This window comes from Sphingomonas phyllosphaerae (assembly GCF_029623345.1).
Classification (GTDB): Bacteria; Pseudomonadota; Alphaproteobacteria; order Sphingomonadales; family Sphingomonadaceae; genus Sphingomonas; species Sphingomonas phyllosphaerae_C.
On the sequence record NZ_JAPYKH010000009.1, the window covers coordinates 21313 to 40230 of the forward strand.

12 protein-coding genes are annotated in these 18918 nt (G+C 70.2%); 8 read left to right on the forward strand and 4 right to left on the reverse strand.

The features are described 5' to 3' along the window. Positions 1 to 47 precede the first annotated feature (47 nt). From QBJ89_RS10535 to QBJ89_RS10565, 7 genes are all read left to right on the forward strand, one after another. A complete protein-coding gene (locus QBJ89_RS10535) occupies positions 48 to 437 on the forward strand; it encodes a winged helix-turn-helix transcriptional regulator (protein WP_277980469.1) in 390 nt (129 codons plus the stop codon). A 76-nt stretch (positions 438 to 513) separates the two neighbouring features. Further along, the gene (locus tag QBJ89_RS10540) at positions 514 to 1437 is read left to right on the forward strand and encodes a fatty acid desaturase (protein ID WP_277980470.1); all 924 of its coding nucleotides are present in this window, start codon (positions 514 to 516) and stop codon (positions 1435 to 1437) included. After that, positions 1434 to 2204, forward strand: coding sequence for a phosphate/phosphite/phosphonate ABC transporter substrate-binding protein (locus QBJ89_RS10545; RefSeq protein WP_277980471.1), 771 nt, complete (start codon positions 1434 to 1436; stop codon positions 2202 to 2204). Before QBJ89_RS10540 ends, QBJ89_RS10545 begins: the two co-directional genes overlap by 4 nt. 67 nt (positions 2205 to 2271) lie before the next feature. Continuing rightward, positions 2272 to 4089 (forward strand): cation:proton antiporter, encoded by a 1818-nt coding sequence (locus QBJ89_RS10550; RefSeq protein WP_277980472.1) that lies wholly within the window; start codon positions 2272 to 2274, stop codon positions 4087 to 4089. Then, on the forward strand, positions 4086 to 4748 hold the full coding sequence (locus QBJ89_RS10555; protein WP_277980473.1) for an OmpA family protein: 663 nt from the start codon (positions 4086 to 4088) through the stop codon (positions 4746 to 4748). Before QBJ89_RS10550 ends, QBJ89_RS10555 begins: the two co-directional genes overlap by 4 nt. A 327-nt stretch (positions 4749 to 5075) precedes the next feature. Next, positions 5076 to 7499, forward strand: coding sequence for a zinc-dependent metalloprotease (locus QBJ89_RS10560; RefSeq protein WP_277980474.1), 2424 nt, complete (start codon positions 5076 to 5078; stop codon positions 7497 to 7499). A gap of 252 nt (positions 7500 to 7751) precedes the next feature. Then, positions 7752 to 13301: a hypothetical protein gene (locus tag QBJ89_RS10565; RefSeq protein ID WP_277980475.1), complete on the forward strand. Its 5550-nt coding sequence runs from the start codon at positions 7752 to 7754 to the stop codon at positions 13299 to 13301. Here QBJ89_RS10565 and QBJ89_RS10570 read toward each other — a convergent pair. Further along, positions 13273 to 14739, reverse strand: a complete 1467-nt coding sequence (locus QBJ89_RS10570; protein WP_277980476.1) for a hypothetical protein — start codon at positions 14737 to 14739, stop codon at positions 13273 to 13275. The genes QBJ89_RS10565 and QBJ89_RS10570 overlap by 29 nt on opposite strands. 225 nt (positions 14740 to 14964) lie before the next feature. Here QBJ89_RS10570 and QBJ89_RS10575 point away from each other — a divergent pair, with 225 nt between their 5' ends. After that, on the forward strand, positions 14965 to 16218 hold the full coding sequence (locus QBJ89_RS10575) for an O-antigen ligase family protein (protein ID WP_277980477.1): 1254 nt from the start codon (positions 14965 to 14967) through the stop codon (positions 16216 to 16218). 266 nt (positions 16219 to 16484) lie between these two features. Here QBJ89_RS10575 and QBJ89_RS10580 read toward each other — a convergent pair whose 3' ends face one another. From QBJ89_RS10580 to QBJ89_RS10590, 3 genes are all read right to left on the reverse strand, one after another. Next, positions 16485 to 17333 (reverse strand): 2OG-Fe(II) oxygenase, encoded by an 849-nt coding sequence (locus QBJ89_RS10580; RefSeq protein ID WP_277980478.1) that lies wholly within the window; start codon positions 17331 to 17333, stop codon positions 16485 to 16487. Positions 17334 to 17396: 63 nt separating this feature from the next. After that, complete coding sequence (locus QBJ89_RS10585) at positions 17397 to 17690, reverse strand: hypothetical protein (protein ID WP_277980479.1); 294 nt, start codon at positions 17688 to 17690, stop codon at positions 17397 to 17399. Next, positions 17687 to 18871, reverse strand: coding sequence for a tetratricopeptide repeat protein (locus QBJ89_RS10590; RefSeq protein ID WP_277980480.1), 1185 nt, complete (start codon positions 18869 to 18871; stop codon positions 17687 to 17689). Before QBJ89_RS10590 ends, QBJ89_RS10585 begins: the two co-directional genes overlap by 4 nt. Between the last annotated feature and the right edge of the window lie 47 nt (positions 18872 to 18918).

Consider the following 18918-nt stretch of genomic DNA (forward strand, 5'->3'; position numbering starts at 1 on the left):
ATACGACGCATATCTGCTATCAAGAACGCACCAGGAGGTGAGTAGATATGGCGAGCGATACCGATCTGGCGGCGCTGTCGTGCCAGGCGATGATGGACGTGCCGCGCATCCGCCCCGTGCTCGACAAGATCGCGGACAAGTGGACGATCATGATTTTGACGGTGCTGTGCCCCGAACCCGCGCGGTTCAACGCGATCAAGCGGCGGCTCGACGGCATCACGCACAAGTCGCTCGCCGACGCGCTCAAGCGGCTCGAGCGCCACGGCCTGATCACGCGCACCGTGATCCCGAGCGCGCCGATCGGCGTCGTCTACGCGATCACCCCGCTGGGCCACTCGCTGCGCGCGCCGTTCGAGGCGCTCTGCGACTGGGCGCTCGCGCACGAGCAGGCCTTCGCCGAGGCCGCGCTCGCCTATGACCGGGCACGCGCCGCATAGCCTTCCTATCTGCCTCATCAGAAATAGTCATTCCAACTCCTACCGTCTTGGTGGATGATCGCGGCCGGAGGTGGCGATGTCCGACGAGCAGGCGACGACGGAGGAGCGCGAGCCGGCGCGGCGCGGCGCCATCGAGTGGCCGACGGTGGCGCTGGCGGCGCTGATCTACGGCGGGTGGCTCGCGCTGACGTACTGGCACGCGCTGCTGCCCTGGTCGCTTCTGGTGGCGGCGGGCGGGTGGCTGGTGGCGTGGCACGGCTCGCTCCAGCACGAGACGATCCACGGCCATCCGACGCGCTGGGTGTGGGTCAACAGCGCGGTCGGCGCGGTGCCGCTGGCGCTGTGGCTGCCCTACGCGATCTACCGCGACAGCCACCGCGCGCACCATCGCAGCCCGCATATCACCGACCCGCGCCACGATCCCGAGTCGCGCTACGTCGTCGGGCACGGCCTGTCCCGCGCGCTCGCCGCGGCGCAGGCGACGCTGCTCGGGCGGCTGGTGCTCGGCCCCCCGCTCGCGGTGCTGGCGCTAGGGTTGGACGAGGCGCGGCGGCTGCGCCGCGCGCCCGCCGCTGTGCTGCGTGACTGGGCGCCGCATTGCGCCGCGGTCGTGCCGCTGGTGGCGTGGCTCGAGTGGACCGGGCTGGGCGTCGCGCGCTACGTGCTGCTGATGGTCTATCCCGGGCTCGCGCTGACCATGCTGCGCTCCTTCGCCGAGCATCGCGCCGACCTGCCGGGGCCGAGCCGCGCCGCGACGGTGGCGCGCGGCGGCGTGCTGGGGCTGCTGTACCTCAACAACCACCTCCACACCGCGCATCACGACCGGCCCGGGCTCGCCTGGTACCGGCTGCCCGCCTATCAGCGCTGCCACGCCGCGCGGCTGGAGGCGCAGGCGGGGCGGATCCATCGCAGCTACGGCGAGATCGTGCGCCGCTTCGCGCTGCGCGCGCACGACCGGCTGGTCCATCCCGCCGCGGCACCCCGGTCAGCGCCCCGGTGAGCGGCGCGGTTGCCTCGCTCGGCATGTACGACCAGCCGGCGCAGCGCTGGGCCAATGACGCGTTGTGGCAGGCGATCGCGGCGCGGCTCGCCGCGCGCGGCGTGGCGGCGCCCGCGACGCTGGACCGCGGCCGCCCGGTCGAGGCGATCTGGCGCGACCCGCGGCTGCTGCTGGCGCAATGCTGCGGCTACCCGCTGGTGAGCGATCCCGCGCTCGCGCTGCGCGTCGTGGCGGTGCCGCATTACGCCGTGCCGGACTGCGCGCCGGGGCGCCACGCCAGCCGCGTGCTGGTGCGCGCCGACGATCCCGCGCCGACGCTGGCGGGGCTGCGCGGCCGCCGCGCCGCGGTCAACGCGTTCAGCTCGAACACCGGCGCCAACCTGTTCCGCGCCGCGCTGGCGGGCGAGCCGCTCGAGCAGGTCTTCGCCGCCTTGGTGGAGACCGGCTCGCACCGCGCCAGCGCCGCCGCAGTGCGCGACGGCATCGCCGACGTCGCCGCGATCGACGCGGTGAGCTATGCGGCGCTCGCGCGCGACGAACCCGGCGCGGTGGCGGGGCTGCGCCAGCTCGCGCTCACCCGCTCCTCCCCCGCGCTGCCCTTCGTCACCGCGCGCGCCACGCCCGTCGCGCTGGTGGCGGCGCTGCGCGACGCGTTGCACGCCGCGGTGCACGACCCGGCACTGGCGGGCGCGCGCGCGGCGCTGTTCCTCGCCGACGTCGCGCCCGCGAGCGTCCACCGCTACGTGGCGTTGCGCGCGCTCCACTGAGCCGCGCGCCGACGCGGCACGGCGCGGGCGCGGTTCCTTTCGGCGCCGTCACGCGTATGCGCATCGGATGGAACAACAGGCACTCGTCATCGCGCTGATCGGCGCGCTGGGCATCGGCGCGCAATGGGTGGCGTGGCGCACCGGCTGGCCCGCGATCGCGCTGATGCTCGTCGCCGGCGTCATCGCCGGGCCGGTGACCGGCCTGATCGACCCGCATCGCACCTTCGGCACGCTGCTCGAGCCGCTCGTCTCGGTCGCCGTCGCGATCATCCTGTTCGAGGGCGGCCTCAGCCTCAACTTCCGTGAGCTGCGCCGCACCGACGGCGCGGTGACGCGGCTGCTGCTGGTGGGCGTGCCGGTCGGCTGGCTGCTCGGCGCGCTCGCCTGTTATTATATCGGCGGGCTGGTCTGGCCGGTCGCGATCCTGTTCGCGGGCATCCTCGTCGTTACCGGGCCGACCGTCGTGCTCCCGCTGCTGCGGCAGAGCAACATCGCGCCGCGGCCGCGCGCGATCCTCAAATGGGAAGCGATCGTCAACGACCCGATCGGCGCTTTGTGCGGCGTCGTCACCTACGAATATCTCCGTCGTGCCGGCGAGGGCGTGACGATCACGCAGCTGCTGCTCTCGCTGCTCGCTGCCAGCGTGGTGTCGGGGTTGATCGGCTATGGCGCGGCGCGCGCGGTCGCCTGGGCCTTCCCGCGCGGGCACGTGCCCGAATATCTCAAGGCGCCAGTGCTGCTGGTGGCGGTGATCGGCACCTTCGTCGTGTCAAACCTCGTCCAGCAGGAAACCGGGCTGCTTGCGGTGACGGTGATGGGCGTGGCGCTCGCCAACCTGCGGCTCGACTCGCTGCGCGACATCCACCCGTTCAAGGAGAATGTCACCGTCCTGCTGATCTCGGGCGTGTTCGTGCTGCTGTCGGCGACGCTCAACCTGGGCGTGCTCGAGCGCTTCGAGTGGCGCTTCGCCGCCTTTCTGCTCGCGCTGCTGTTCCTGGTGCGCCCCGCCACGGTGCTGCTCAGCCTCGCCTTCACGCGCGTGCCCTGGAACGAGCGGCTGCTGGTCGCCTGGATCGCACCGCGCGGCATCGTCGCGGTGGCGATCTCGGGCCTGTTCGCGCTGCGGCTGGGCAATCTCGGCTATGACGACGGTTCGATCCTGGTGACGCTCTCCTTCGCGGTGGTGGTGGCGACGATCGTGGCGCACGGCTTCTCGATCGGCGCGGTGGCGCGCTTGCTCAAGGTGACGGGGGCGACCGAGCGCGGCCTGCTGATCGTCGGTGCGACGCCGTGGAGCATCGCGCTGGCGGCGCAGCTGCGCCAGCTCGACGTGCCGGTGACGATCTGCGACACCAGCTGGCAGCGGCTCGCGCCAGCGCGACGCGGCGGGATCGACTCCTATCACGGCGAGATCCTCGCCGAGGCGACCGAGGACCGGCTCGACCTGTCGCGCTACCAGGTGCTCGTCGCCACGACCGACAACGAGGCGTACAACGCGCTGGTGTGCAACGAATTCGCCCCCGAACTCGGCCGCGACAACGTGTATCAGCTCGGCGCCGGAACGCACGAGGACGACCGCCGCGCGCTGCCCGCGTCGCTGCGCGGCCGCGCGCTCTTCACCAGCGGACACGGCGTCGAGGAGATCGTCCGTCGCGTCGATGACGGCTGGGCCTTCCGCAAGACGCGGATTACCGACAAGTTCGACTATGCGACCGCGCGCGCCGACATGGCCGACGAGGCCGACATGCTGCTGCTGCTGCGCAAGGGCGCGCCGCTGCGCTTCTTCTCGCACGCGAGCCGGCCGGTACCGCAGTCGGGCGACACGATCATCAGCTTCGGTCCGCCCGCCGGGCCGCGACGCGCGCAGCAGGAGGTGAGCGTATGAGCGAGAGGGCGATCAAGCGGATCAAGGCGATCGAGGCGGGCACGGCGGCGCTGCTGCTCGGCCTCGCGGCCTGCTCGTCGCCGCCGGCGGGTGACCGCGACAACGCCGCCGACGGCGCCGAGGTGGCCGACAACGTCGCCGCGCCCGGCAACGACGCCGAGGCGGTGGCGCCGCCCAAGTCGATCCTGCGCCCCGAGGTCGCCGCCCCCGCACCGGAGGAGGAGGCGCCGCGCGCCGAGGACGTCGTGGTCGGCTTCGACGCGGCCGGCAAGACGCTGACCGACGAGGCGACGGCGGCGCTCGACGCGCTGGTCGCCAGCCCGGCGGCGCGCGCCAGCGGCGCCGTCACGCTGCGCGGCCATAGCGACTCGCGCGGCGACGATCGCGCCAACCTGCGTGCGTCGCGCCGCCGCGCCGAGACCGTGCGCGACTATCTCGTGGCCAAGGGGATCGACCCGGCGCGCCTGACCGTGATCGCGCTCGGCGAGACCAGCCCGCTCGTCCCCAACGCGCATCCCGACGGCAGCGACGATCCCGAGGCGCGACAGAAGAACCGCCGCGTCGAGGTGCATGTCGCGCCGCCCGCGCCCGCGTCCGCCGCTACCCCCGTACCGGAGCGCGACGACGCGGCCGCCGGCAATGCCGCCGCGGCCCGGTAGGGAACATCGACAGGCGCCGCCCCGTCCCCTCGCAGCGGATCGTTGCGCGACCGCTCAGCGCGTGTGACGCATCCCCGTGTTCCGGCGAAAGCCGGAACCCAGGGCCAAGCCGAACTAGGCCTCGTGGCGCGCGCGACCATGGGCTCCTGCCCCCGCAGGAGCACGGACAGAATTGACGTCGCGATCCCCTGAAAGGGAGGAGCAGCCAGGCTCTTCCTGCATGGTGCAGCAACCTGGCCGGATCGCCGTGCGCGCCCCGACAGAAGAGGCGGGATGCGCGATGCCGGCCGTGCTAGCCTCGATCGGGTCGCAACACGAAGGGGCCGCATGACCAGCACCAACCGTCTCCGCCGCGCACTCGGCGCGTCGCTCCTGCTCGCGGGGAGCATCGCCGCGCCCACCGTACTCGCGCAGCGCGCGCCCGCGCCCACGACGCGACCCGCGCCGACGCCCACCCTGCTCCCCGTCACGGTCGAGCGCGACAGCGGCAAGGTGCTCGTTACCCTCCCCGCCCCCGATGCCGACGGCATATCGGGGCGCTTCCTCTACGCCACCGCGCTCAAGACCGGGCTGGGCTCGGCGCCGATCCGGATCGACCACGGTATGGTCGGCGACACCCAGCTGCTCGCCTTCCGCCGGCTCGGCAAGAAGGTGGCGGTGGTGTTCGAGAACCCGCGCTATCGCTCCTCCGGCGACGCGCTCGAGCGGCGCGGCGCAAGCGCGGACTTCCCGTTCAGCACCGTCGCGATGCTCGACGTCGCCGCGACCGCGCCCGACGGCGCGGTAACGGTCGACCTCGCCCCGCTGCTGCTGCGCGACACGATGCGGCTGGCCGACCAGCTCAACGCCGCGGCCAAGGGCTTCAAGCTGGTCGACTCGCTCAGCGCGGTCGATCCCGGCTCGATCAAGGCCTTCCCCGACAATATCGAACTGGAAGCGGTGCAGACCTATGCCTCCGACACGCCGGGCGAGGAGGTCGACACGATCGCGCCCGACGGGCGGCAGGTGAGCTTCACCGTCCACCACTCGCTGGTACGCCTGCCCGCGCCCGGCTTCGCGCCGCGCCGCTTCGACATCCGCTCAGGCACCTTCGCAACCCCGGTGTACGAGTTTAACACGCCGCTGGGCGCGCCGGTGCTGCAGCAATATGCCAACCATTTCCGGCTCGACAAGCTCGACCCCGGCGCGGCGCGCTCGCGCGTGCGCAAGCCGATCGTCTTCTATATCGACAACAAGGCGCCCGAGCCAATCCGCACCGCGCTGGCCGAGGGCGTGGCGTGGTGGAACCAGGCGTTCGACGCGGCGGGCTATATCGACGCCTTCCAGGTGCGCGTCCTGCCCGCCGACGCCGACCCGCAGGACGTGCGCTACAACATCGTCAACTGGAACGAGCGGCAGACACGCAGCTGGTCCTATGGCGGCGGCGTCACCGACCCGCGCACCGGCGAGATCATCAAGGGCAATGTCGTGCTCGAGGGGCTGCGGCTGCGCCAGGACATCTGGATCTTCGAGGGGCTGGTCGGCACCGCCGAGGAGAACAAGGGCACCGCCAACGATCCGGTCCGCGTCGCGCTGGCGCGGATCCGCCAGCTCGGCGCGCACGAGGTCGGCCACGCGCTCGGCTTCGCGCATAATTTCGCCGCCAGCACGCAGGAGCGCGCGTCGGTGATGGACTATCCCTTCGCCAAGATCGCGCTCGACGGCGACGCGATCGACCTGTCCGACGCCTACGCCAGCGGCATCGGCGCGTGGGACAGGTTCACGGTCGACTGGCTCTACGGCCAGCCCAAAGCCGGCACCGACCCCGACGTCGCCGCCGCGGCCAAGGCCGACGCGGCGCAGCGCGCGGGGATGCGCTACCTCACCGACATCGACGGGCGTGACCCGAGCCTCGCGGTGCCGGGCGACAGCATGTGGACCGAGGGCGCCGACTCCCCCGCGGACCTCGCGCACGTGATGGCGGTGCGCCGCGTCGCGCTGGCGCGCTTCGGCCCGGGCGTGCTCCACGCCGGCGCGCCGCTGGCCGACCTGCGCCGCAGCTTCGTGCCGCTGTGGCTGTTCCACCGCTACGCCGTGGCGGCGATCGGCAAGACGCTCGGCGGGGTTCATTACAGCTACGCCACCGCGGGCGACAGCGCCCCGCCCCCGACCCGCGCGACCGCGGCCGAGCAGGGCGCCGCGCTCGACGCGCTGATGGCGACGCTCAGCCCCGCCGCGCTCACCGTGCCGCCCGCGCTGGCGCTGACCTTGTCGTCGGGGGTCAACGGCAGCGCCGACCCGCAATATGACAGCGAGGTGTTCGACACCGCGGGCGGCGCGGTATTCGACTCCCTGGTCGCGACCGACGTCGCGGCGCAGGTGGCGCTTGAGACGCTGCTGGCGCCGGCGCGGCTCACCCGGCTCCACCTTCAGCACGCCGCCGACGCGGCGCTGCCCGGCGTGGAGACCTTGCTCGACCGGCTCGACCGCGACGTGGTGGCGCGCCATGACGACGCGGTGGCGCAGCGGATCGCGCTGCGGACGGTGCTGGCGATCGCCGCGGCGGCACGCGCGCCCGCGACTGGCGCTGACGTGGCGCTGCGGCTCGACGCCGCGCTGGCAGCGACGCGCGAGCGGCTCGCGCGGGACAAGCGTGACGCCTGGGCGCAGGGCGTGGCACGGCTGCTCGGCGACACGGACGCGCTCGACCGCGCGCTCGCGCCGGCGTCGCGCCCCGCGCCCGCGATCCCGCCGGGCATGCCGATCGGGTGAGCGGAGACCTTCGTGACGGACGAACCTTACCAGCAGGCACCGCCTCGATCCGCGCGACGATTCGGTAGCTCGCGTCATCGTGGATCGCGAACGGCGGTGGTTTCCCCGGATCGGCGGTGCCCGATGCGGCACGCTCCGGCCGGCACCTGGGTCAATCTGGGTCAAAAATCCTGCTCGACGGAGCGGGTCACAACCTACTAGCAACGCGGACTGCGATTGGGGAATCGCGTAGAATTCCGGGGGTTAATTCATATGAAGATGCAGGGTTCGGTGCGCGTGCGCCGGTGGACGCTCGCGCTCGGCGCGAGCATCGTGGCGATCGGCGCGGCCAGCAGCCCCGCGGCGGCGCAGTGCAGCCCGGACCCGACGCGCGCGAACGCGACCACCAGCTGCACCGGCACCGACGGTGACGGGTTGGTGGTGGGCGCCGATCTGGCGCGGGTCGTGGTCGCCGCGGACGCGACCGTCCGCTCGGGTGGGGCGGCCGCGATCGACGTTGCGGCATGGGGCGTCCAGCTCGCGGTCGCCGGCGCCGTGGACGGCGGTGCCAACCCCGGCATCCGCGTCAACGCCGCCGCGCCCTACACCGCTTATTGCGACGATCCCTATGGCGGGGCGTCGGTCAACAGCTGCACGCTCGGGACCTATTACACCGTCTACCCCTCGGCCAGCGCCGCGATCACCGTCGCGGTGGGGGCGACCGTCAGCGGCAGCCAGGCGCTGCTCGTGTCGCGCGACCCGGCCAGCAACAGCTATGTCACCGCGAGCCTGACCAACGCCGGCACGCTGACCGGCACGGCCGGCGCCGCGGTGGTGGTGAGCCTGCCCGGCCAGACCTATTACGACGGCATCGACGTCACCAACGCCGCGACCGGCACGATCGCCGGCCTGCGCGGGCGCGTCGGCACCATCCGCAACGACGGGATCATCTCCGCGGTCAACGGCGTCGCGATCGACGCCGACGGCGCGCTGACGCTCACCAATCGTGGCACGATCACGGGCGCGGTGATCTCACGCGCGGGCAGCGACCAGAACAGCACGATCGATTCGATCGGCGGCACGATCGTCGGTGATCTCACGCTCGGCGCGGGCAACGACACGCTCGTCGCCACCTATGTCGACGGCATGGTGCGGACCGGCGTCACCGGCGCGATCGACGGCGGCGCCGGCACCGACACGCTGCGCCTCGGCATCGACGCCGACGCGACGCTCGGCGCGGTGACGCTGCCGACCCATTTCGAGCAGCTCGGGCTGGTGGTGGCGCGCGACGTCACCGTGACGCTGGGCGACGGCTTCGGCGGCGCGCTGCAGCTCGGCGGCGCGGGCCATGTCGTCAACCGCACCGCGTTGGTGGGCGGCACGCAGGTGGTGACGAGCACGAGCTTCGGCAGCGGCAGCTTCGTCAACGCCGGCACGCTGCGCACCACCGCGACCGGCAGCTATGCGGTGCGCACGAGCGGTGCGCGGTTCGACAACCAGGGCACGATCGACGCCGCCGGCAGCGGCGTGACGAGCGACTATTACGGCAGCAGCTTCACCAACAGCGGCACGATCACCGCGCGCGACACCGCGGTGCAGGCGTGGAGCACGCAGTTCAGCAACAGCGGCACGATCGCCTCGAGCGGCGGGATTGGCCTCGAAGTGTCGGGCTCGTACGGCTATGACGCGACCAACAGCGGCACCATCACGGGCGCGGTCGCCGGCGCCAAGGTGAGCTCCACTCTGGTCAACCAGGGCACGATCAGCGCGTCGGGCACCGGCGTCATCCTCGACTATTACGGCACGGTCGACAATCGCGCGGGCGGCCGCATCAGCGGCGGCGCGCTGGCGATCGGGCCGCAGGGCAGCAACGTGTCGCTGTTCAACGCCACGGTCGTCAACGCCGGCACGATCGACGGCGACGTCGTGCTCGGCACCCCCTCGGGCAACGATATCTATAACGGCAATCGCTATATCGCGCTGTCCGGCGGGATGCTCAACGGCAACCTCACGCTCGGGCGGGGCGACACGCTGGTGACCGAGCTCGAGGGGAGCGGTGACGGCCGCTTCGCCGGGATCAACGGCGCCGTCACCGCGAGCGGCAGTGCGCTGCGCTATCGCGTCCGCGGTAGCGCCAACACCGCGGGCGGCGCGGCGCCGGCGGGCTTTGCCGCGGTCGGCTACGACCTGTTCGACGGCGCCGCCGTGACGCTGACCGGAGCCACCGCGCCGCTGGTCGTCGCCGGCTCGGGCAGCGTCGACGTCAGCGGCACCATCACCGCGACCGGCGCGCCCGCGATCGCGCGCGGCACCGTGATCTACGCGCCGGGCGAGGCGCAGGCCAGCGGCGGCACGCTCGCGGTCACCAATCGCGGCGCGCTCACGCTGGTGCGCGCGAGCGGCGACACGTCCTATTACCCCGACGTCGCGGTCGATCTCGGTTCCACCGACACGTTCACCAACGCGGGCACGATCACGGTCGGCGGCGCCATCAGCGCGGTGCGCGCGGGCATCGTCGTCAACAGCGGCACGATCGTCCAGGCCGAGGGCGCGGGCGCGGCGAGCGGCATCATCGCGACCTACAACGGGCTCAGCCTCACCAACAGCGGCACGATCGACGTCGCCGGGGTGGCGCTTCGCGGTGATTATTACGGCCTCACCGTCGACAACACGGGTCGCATCGCCAGCAGCGGCAGCGTCGCGATCGCGGGCAGCTACTACGGCGGCACGGTGTTCAACCGCGCTGGCGGCACCATCGCGGGCAAGACCATCGCGGTGCAGCTCGGCAACGGCACACTGACCAACGCCGGCACGATCACCGGCGACGTGCTGCTCGGCTTCAACGATTTCGGCGCCAGTTATGCCTCGGCGACCTATGTCGCCCGCGGCGGCACGATCGCGGGCAACCTGCGCTTCGGCAGCGGCGACGACCAGTTCGTCAGCTACGGCGACGACACCGGGGTGAGCGGCACGATCGACGGCGGCGACGGCAACGACACCTTCGTCCACGCGCGCGACACCAGCGCGACCGTGACGCTGGGCGGGTCGCTGCTCGCCAGCTTCGAGCGCGAGGGCGCGCGCGCCACCGGCGCGGGCACGGTGCTGACGCTGCGCGCCGACGCGCCGCTGACGACCGACCTGCTGCTCTCGGGCGACGCCACGATCGTCAACACCGCGACGCTCACCGGGAACATCACCGCGGTGAGCACCCAGCTGCAGCCGGGCGCGGACATGAGCGCGCTGACCAGCCTCATCAATCGCGGCGACGTCACGGGCAGCATCGTCGGCACGGTGGGCGACTTCACCAACGCGGGCAGCATCACCGCAGCGCCGGGCGGCCAGCAGTCGGCGCTCTATCTCAGCGCCGACGCGACGCTGACCGCGCGCAACACGGGCACGATCCGCGGCATGACCGCGCTCAACCGCACCGACGACTTCTCCTTCGGCGCGGCCGACCCACGCGCGCTGACGCTCGCCTTCACCAACACCGGGACGATGTCGGCGACCGACGCGACGCTGCACGTCACCGCCAGCAGCTATCTCGCGCGCGACGCCGCGCTGTCGCTCGACAATCAGGGGCTGATCGAGGCCACCGGCGCCGCCGGCAGCGCGGCGCGGCTGGGCGTCCTCAGCCTCTCCGGCAATCCCGCGGCACGCTCGGTCACGGTGACGAACGGCGGCACGATCCGGGCCAATGGCGGCAGCGACACGGTCAACATCGGCTATCCGTATTTTACCATCCCCGCCACCTTCCCGGCCACCGCGCTCTCGCTCTACGGCAACGCCGATGCCGCGCTGACCGTGACCAATGAAGCGGGCGGCGTGATCGAGGCGGCCGGCGACCGATCGACCGCGATCACCATCGACGGCGGCGTGTTCACGCTGGTGAACGCGGGCACGATCCGCGGTGGCGCGGGCGCGACGATCGCGTCCGCCGGCTGGTACGCGCCGGGGGAGAGCTATTACCTTCCCGGCGCGATCCAGGGCAGCGACGACGGCAACACCATCGTCAACAGCGGCACGATCACCGGCTCGATCGATCTGGGCGACGGTGCCGACCGGATCGAGAGCACCGGCCGCATCGTCGGCGACATCTTCCTCGATGCCGGCGACGACCGCGTCACGCTGGCGGGCAGCTTCAGCGGTTCGATCGACGGCGGCGCGGGCACCGACACGGTCACCGTCACCGGCGGCACCGCGGCGACGCCGATCGCCTTCACCCGCCTCACCGACGTCGAGCAGCTGTCGGTGACCGCCGGCTATGCCACGATCGCCGGCGCCGCGGCGCTGCGCCAGCTCGATATCACCGGTGGACGGCTGGTCGGGCTGGCAGGCTCGACGATCAGCGCGCCGCTGATCACCGTCGCGCGCGGCGCCACCTTCGGCTCGGCCGGCACGATCAACGCGGACCTCGCGATCGCGGGCACGCTGAGCCCCGGCGCCTCGCCCGGCACGATGACGGTCAACGGCAATGTCGCGCTCGCCGGCGGCGCGACCGCGCTGTTCGAGATCACGCCCAGCGTGTACGACCGGCTGGTCGTCAACGGCGCGGTGTCGATCGCCTCGGGCGCGACGCTGCAGCTCGTCTCCGACACGCCGCTGCGCGCGGGCACCAACTACCAGCTGATCACCGCCAGCGGCGGGGTGAGCGGCGCCTTCACGACGGTGCAGCTGCCCGGCAGCCAGCCCGGCGTGGTCTTGCAGGACGCGGGCAGCCTGCGCCTGCTCGCGCAATTCGCCCAGCCGACCAGCCTCGTGCCCCAAATCGCGAACAGCGTCGCCTACGTCAACGCCGCGCTCGCCGCCGCGCCACGCGACGCCGCCCTGCTTGCCGCGGTGCCCGCGCTGCTCGACGCCGCAGGGGCGACCGACGCGCGCGCCTTCGCGCGGCTGACCCCCGAGGCCTATGCCTCGGCGACCCAGCTCGGCGTCGACCAGGCGCTGGCGCTGGCGCAGGTGGCGCGCGGCGGTGCCTTCGTGACCGACCGCGCCGAGGCGGGCGCGTTCACCTTCGCGCAGACAGTCGGCCAGTGGCACCGGCTCGCCGGCGACGACGCCAGCGGCAGCAGCGCCGCGCGCGCGCAGAGCTACGGCTTCCTCGGCGGGCTGGGCTATGGCGATCGCGGCTGGATGGTCGGCGCCTTCGCCGGCTATCTCAACGGCCGCCAGCAGATCGGCGCGCTCGGCGCGCGGACCCGCGCCGATGGCGTCGTGGCCGGCGTGCACGCGCGCTACGCCGCGCCGGCGGGTTGGGGCTTCAGCGGCTCGCTGCTGTACGACGGCGCCGAAGCGCGCACCGACCGCGCGCTGCCCGGAACGGTCGCGGCGAGCGCGCGCTACGGGCTGCACAGCTGGGTCGGCGACGTGTCGCTGCACCACACGCTGGCGGTCGGGGGCGACTGGACGCTGCGCCCGCGCGTCGGCGTCACCTATGTGCGCACCACGCGCGACGGGGTGAACGAGGAAGGCGCGAGCCGCTTCGCGCTCCAGGTCGCGCGCGAGCGCCACGTCGCGGGCTTCGTCGACGGCGGGCTGACGCTGGCGCGCGACGACGCCTCGGACGCGCGCTTCCGCCCGCACGTCGCGCTCGGGCTGCGCCACCAGATCGAGGGGCGTCGCGTCGACGCGCTGGCGGGCTTCGCCGGAGGGCCGCTCGGGCTCGACGCGGTCGGCGCGTCGCGTGCTTCGCTGGTGGGCACCGCCGCGGCGGGCGTCGACTATCGCCTGAGCGCCGCGGTCAACCTGTTCAGCGCCGCCACGGCGCAGACCGGGCGCGACGACCACCAGGAGTCGATCACGACCGGGGTGCGGCTGCGCTTCTGAGCGGGGTGGCGCGCGCGCGCGGTGCTGGCGACGCGGCGGCCGCGCGTAGCGCGAAGATCCCGACACGTCGTCCGCCGGCGACATCGGGAAGGTAGACGCTGGCGACGCGGCGATAGCGCGTCGCCAGCACCACCCGGATCAGCCGGTGCGCCGCGAGCGAAAAGTGGCGTGGGCCATTGCCGTCCGCCGCGACGATCACCGCGGGATGGCGACGGAGGATGGCGGCGAGCTCGTCGAGCGGCGCCACCCCGATCGCGTCGCGTTCCTCGCTGGTGGAGAGATGCTCGGGAAAGACCCAGCGCGTCGGTAGCGGCGCTCGTGTCAGCGTGTAGAGCGATGGAGGTCCATCGAAGACGTAGAGCGAGCGTCCGCCGCTGTTCGCGAGGATCAGGTCGGTCGCCCTCGCCATCGCGGCGCGCGATCGCTGCGTGCGCTCGATCGCCGGCCAGCCCGCCAGCAGCAGGGCCCAGCCTGCGACGATGGCGGCGAAGATCGCGCCGGTCACCGGGCGCGCGAACAACGGGGCGGCCGCGACACAAAGACTGGGCAGCAGCGGCAGCGCGTAATGATCGTAGAAGTTCGGCACCATCAGGAAGCCGGTGATCGCCGCCCCGATCCAGGCGACCAGCCACGCCGCGTCGCCTCGGTCGGTGCGGTACAGCAGCGCCACGCCGGCCGCTGCCATCAGGCCGAGCGGCGCAAGGCGCGGCACCAGATAGCGCGCCAGCGCGACCCGCTCGTCGATCGAAGGCGGCAAGCGACGCGTCGCCGAGACGACGGTGGCGAACAGATAGTCGGCGCCGTGCCCGATCGCGACGAAGTAAGCGACGCAGGCGAGCGACGGCAGCACGCCGATCGCGGCGATGAGCGCAATGCGGGCCACCGCGCCGCGCACGCTCGCGCGATGCCGAGCGAGCTGAGCGGCGATGAACCCTCCCAAGACGATGCATTCGGGCAGGCAGGTCGGCTTGATCGTCAGTGCTAGCCCGCCGCACAGCGCTGCCGCGACCGCGGCGCGGGTGCGCTGCGCCTGGTCGGGCGCATCGCGCGCGCGCAGCGACCATGCCGCCATCGCCGCGATCGCGAGATTGTAGAAGACCGGTGTCTGCCCTCCGCCGCCGGCCAGCGCCTCCAGAGCCGCGAGATAGGTGACCGCGACGAGCAGCGCGACGCGGTCGGCGACCCAGCGCCGCGCGACGCGCGCGAGGACGATTGCGGTGGCTGCCGCGCTGGCACCTGCGGCGAGCTGTACCGCGCCCGCGCTGGCACCCCCGATCGCCGCGACCGCCCAGTAGATCAGGAACAGGCCGAACGGCTTGCGGTCCCACAGGTCCACATAGGGGAGCGCGCCGTGGCGCATGCGGTCACCGACGAGCAGGTAGAAGCCCTCGTCGATATGGTAATTGGGGTCGCCCCACTGCCAGCCACGGATAAGCACGGTAAGCGCCAAAATGGCCGCGCTGAGCCACCAGCCGGCTGGTAGCGAACAGCTTGCCAACAGCCCGCATGGAGGGCTGGCAGGTTGTTGGGGGCGCATAGCCCCCTATACCTCACCACTTATTTACCAGATATTATCAGGAACCGTGGCACGTTTCGCCGTATGGAATGGCCACCGTCAGTGCGACCGATTGGATCGCTTCAACCTCGCGCTCGCTGGACCGTGTTGGCGGCACTCTTCGCGCTGTTGCCGCTCGCCGCGGGGCTCGTTTTCCGGACCTACACCTGGGGCGTTAGCCCACGCTGGTTTGAAGCGGTCCGCCAACTCGACCTCTTCTACGCCGCAATCGAGGTAGCCGTGATTATGTTCGCTCGGCATCGCGGCTTGTCCTATGGTCTGGCCTTGCAGCGGCTGCCGCGAGACACGCGCTACGTCGTGATCGGCTTTCTCGCGACCTTCTGGCTTGGATCGGCTTTCGTCGCCGGGCCGGTCGCTTACTCCATGACGCGGGCCATGCTGTGGCCGATCCACATCCTGTTCGGTGCCGCCCTCTATCATCTTCGCGGCGCGTCAGATGCTGCCGCAGTGCGGCGCTTCGTGTTGCTCCTGACACTCGGCTACGTTGCTTACTTTCCGATGCTGGCGCTGCACTTTCTCACCGCCCCGGAGCCTTCAACCGTACCAGGCGGTGCGATCATCTGGACCTCTGCCCTCCCCGGCTACCTGAGCGTGCGCCACTTCGGGATCGAAACGGGAGCGACGCTCGCGCTGTTGATCGGCGCGCTGTGGCGTGACCCGGCGGCGCTGCATCGGCGATGGCTGGGGTTTGCCGCGATCCTGCTGATCGGGGGCGCGGCGTGCTGGTCAGGCACGCGCGCCGCTATGTTCGGTGTGGCCGGTGCGATCATTATCACCATCGTTGGCCGACGGATCCCGCCGCGCACCGCGACCGTCGTGATCGTCATCGCAGCGCTGACGCTTGGCGGTGCCGTCGCCCAATTGATCGTGCCTCCTAACGTGTCGTTCGGCTTCCGGGTCGCCCCACCGGCATATGCCGCCGGCGGCTACACGAGCGGACGGGTCGATCTCTGGATCGCGTCCCTGCGGCTTTTTCTTGAAAGACCCCTGACCGGTTGGGGTGAGGGCTCGGCGCTCTGGCTGATCACGTGGAATGACGTGAGCTTCGCTCATCCACATAATACTCCGCTCCAGATGCTCGAAAGCTGGGGTCTACCCGCGACACTCGCCGCGCTCTATCTCATGGCGCGATCCTGGTACGCGCTGCAGCATCGCGGACGTGGCCGATCCGAGCTCCTGCCGATCCTCATGGCGGTCGACGCCTTGCTGATCATGTCTCTCGTCGATGGCGTCTTCTTCCATGCGCGCTTGGTGATGATGGTCGCGGTAATGGTGGTGATGGGGTTGCGGCACGCCGCGCCGCCAGCGCCCTTCGGATCTGAGGATAGTGGGATCGCGTAAAAAATCAGGACTGTCTGCTCAATTGATCGCGTCACAGGACCTGCCGTGTCCAGAAGCATCTTAGTGGAACCGGCGCTACATCGAGGCATGTTCTTTCCCATGTGTCGCCACACGCTGCTCCTACGGCGCCGCCCCTCCCTGGATAACAAATTCGGTTCCGCGGCGCCGCCACAACGACTATGCCTGAACAACGCATTTGATACGACCATGCCAACAACTTTGATGCCGGTCGCTCCGCCGTCAGCGCACACGCAATATCGGTTGGACTAATCTTTCTTGTAAACGTGTGACTTGTTCCCGATGCCTTGCGACATCACACCGCGGATGCCGGTCCGAAGGGCGGCGTCCGCCTGCAGGATCTTATCCACTATGGGCTGTTCCGGACGACCACGGAAAGAAGTTACATGGAAGCGATCGCTTGATCTTAGTGGTTGATCGGAAAAGTAGTAATTCGATACACAGCGACGGAACGCATTGGTCGTTATGGGGCTGACTGAATGCCACGACTGGTCGTGCGTGCCCATCACAGCCAAGCGATTGAACCTACTATGCACTGTGATTTGCTTGCCTTTGATGCCTTCAGGCCATAGCTCGAGATTGCCGCCGCTCTCCTCTTCCCAGCCTTCTGACACATAAAACAACAAGTTCAGCACTCTCCAGCGCTCTCGATCTTTATCATGTGAGTTGTCGATATGCGGGTTAAGGAACTGACCCTCGCCCATTAGCGAGATGCCACCCGCGTACAGATGTTCGTCCGGGTACAGGTTACCCGCACCTAGCATGCCCTCGATGAAGGAAACGATCCTAGGATCTTGGAAGGCGTAAACCGCCTCTTCCAGGATCGGCGAGTAATTGTCCATCTGCGCCGCAACGTACTTATATTCTCGAAGCGTCTTCTTGAGCCGCATCGACTGCGGCTCCGGGAACGCTTTTGCTATCGCGCGAGTGATCTCGATTGGGAGTACATCGTCGACATAGAAGTAGGGTATGCCTTCGGAAGAAGCTGATAGCATCGCCCGTATAGACGCACTCTCGTGGTGGAGCCGTTCAAGTATCAGATCCGACATCACGGATCGACTTACCTGCTCGACTTCACCCGCGGTATACTTCGTCATACTCGACCTCTCATTGCTCGCGCGCTTCCGTTGACGTGAGGTATATTGCTGCTTCTCGCTGTCCTAACGCCCCTTCGGTGCCTGCGAAGATTCCGTTGCCGCACTGATTTGGTCGGCCGGATTAGAAGAGGCGGAGTAATCGCGGTCGAGCCGGGTCTGCAAACGAGAGAGCACCCGATTCTTCAAGCGATTGTCCACCCGCCCCAAAGGGGCAACGTTCGCTCCCACCTGGTTTCGTGTCAGGCGTTGTCCTGCCGCACCCGCAGAGGAACGGGGCAGCTCCGTCACCGTGGCTTGGGCATCTGCCTGCGCCGCGAGCGTGGGCGTCAGCAACGACAGCAAGATGATGGCTCTCATCGCGATGATCTCAGCTGCACCATCTGAATTTGACCAGTCAGACCTTGCATCGTTTCAACCGGCCGTGCGACCAATGTCAGAACCTGCACCGGGCAATCCAGTGGCACGCTGAACGTTCCGCTGAATGCTCCGTCGGCCTCCCCTCCCAGCATCTCGACCCGTCCAAACTCACGCCCGTCGCGATGACATGTGAGTGACCAATAGGGGCGCGACCCCGCGGGCTGATTGATTCCACTACTACGACCGACGAGGTCGTACGTCCCAGCAGGCAACACTTGCACCTGCCGGAGCAACGGGCCACCGACGCTTGGCGGAGCGCTGAAATCGAACACTCCGCCGCGATCGCTTTGCTCGATCGAGCTCGCGACGCCGCCGTCGTTCACTGCTACCCAGTCGAGCGCAGTAGGACTTTGAAGCCTCGCGGCGAAGCGCGGGTCGCGACTTCTGCGCGGATCGCTACCGGGCCGGATCGCGGCATAGTAGCTCCACACTTCCTCGCTGAACTCGCCGACAATCAGCGCGTCGATGACCGCCGATTGCGCCTCGGGCGGCACCTTGACCGCTGCAAGATGCAATGCACGGAGAAGCTGGGCGGCGGTACGCGGATCGGCGCCATTCGCGGCGACATAGTTGATAAAGGCCGTACCCCAACCGGGTGAGGCGCTAAGCGTTGTCACTAGAGCCGTCCTGACGACGGGATCGGCGACCGCCGCGGCAAGGATCGGAAAAAGCAACTCTGGCGCGCTGCGGGCGGTTCGTAATGCTATGTCATAATGAGTCAGCGCGTTAGGCACGTCCCCGCGCGATACAGCATATTCGATCGCCCAGATCTGCGTCTGCAGGTCGCGCCGCGACAGGCGCTGCGCGTACGCGAAGAGCGCGCGTGCGTCGCCGGTCCGGCCGCCTAATTGCCGCAAGAGACCAAGCGCACTCGCCGCCGCCACGGCGGTGGGGTCCTGATGTAGAGCAAAGGTCGCCAATCTCTCGGCACGCCATCGATCCTCACGCGTCGAGGCGGAAGAGCCGACGAGCTCCTGCGCGTATTGAGCTGCGATGCGCCCGTCTGAGGGTGCCAGAGCGTAAGCACGCGCCGGATCACGCTTATAATTGATGAAGGCAGAGGTGCGGGAAACACCGACATAAGCGCAGGCTGAGGCAAGGGCTGCGAGCGCGAACCGCACGCCCCACTCGATGCCGGACCGACGCGTCCGGGGCCTGCGAGCCGCCA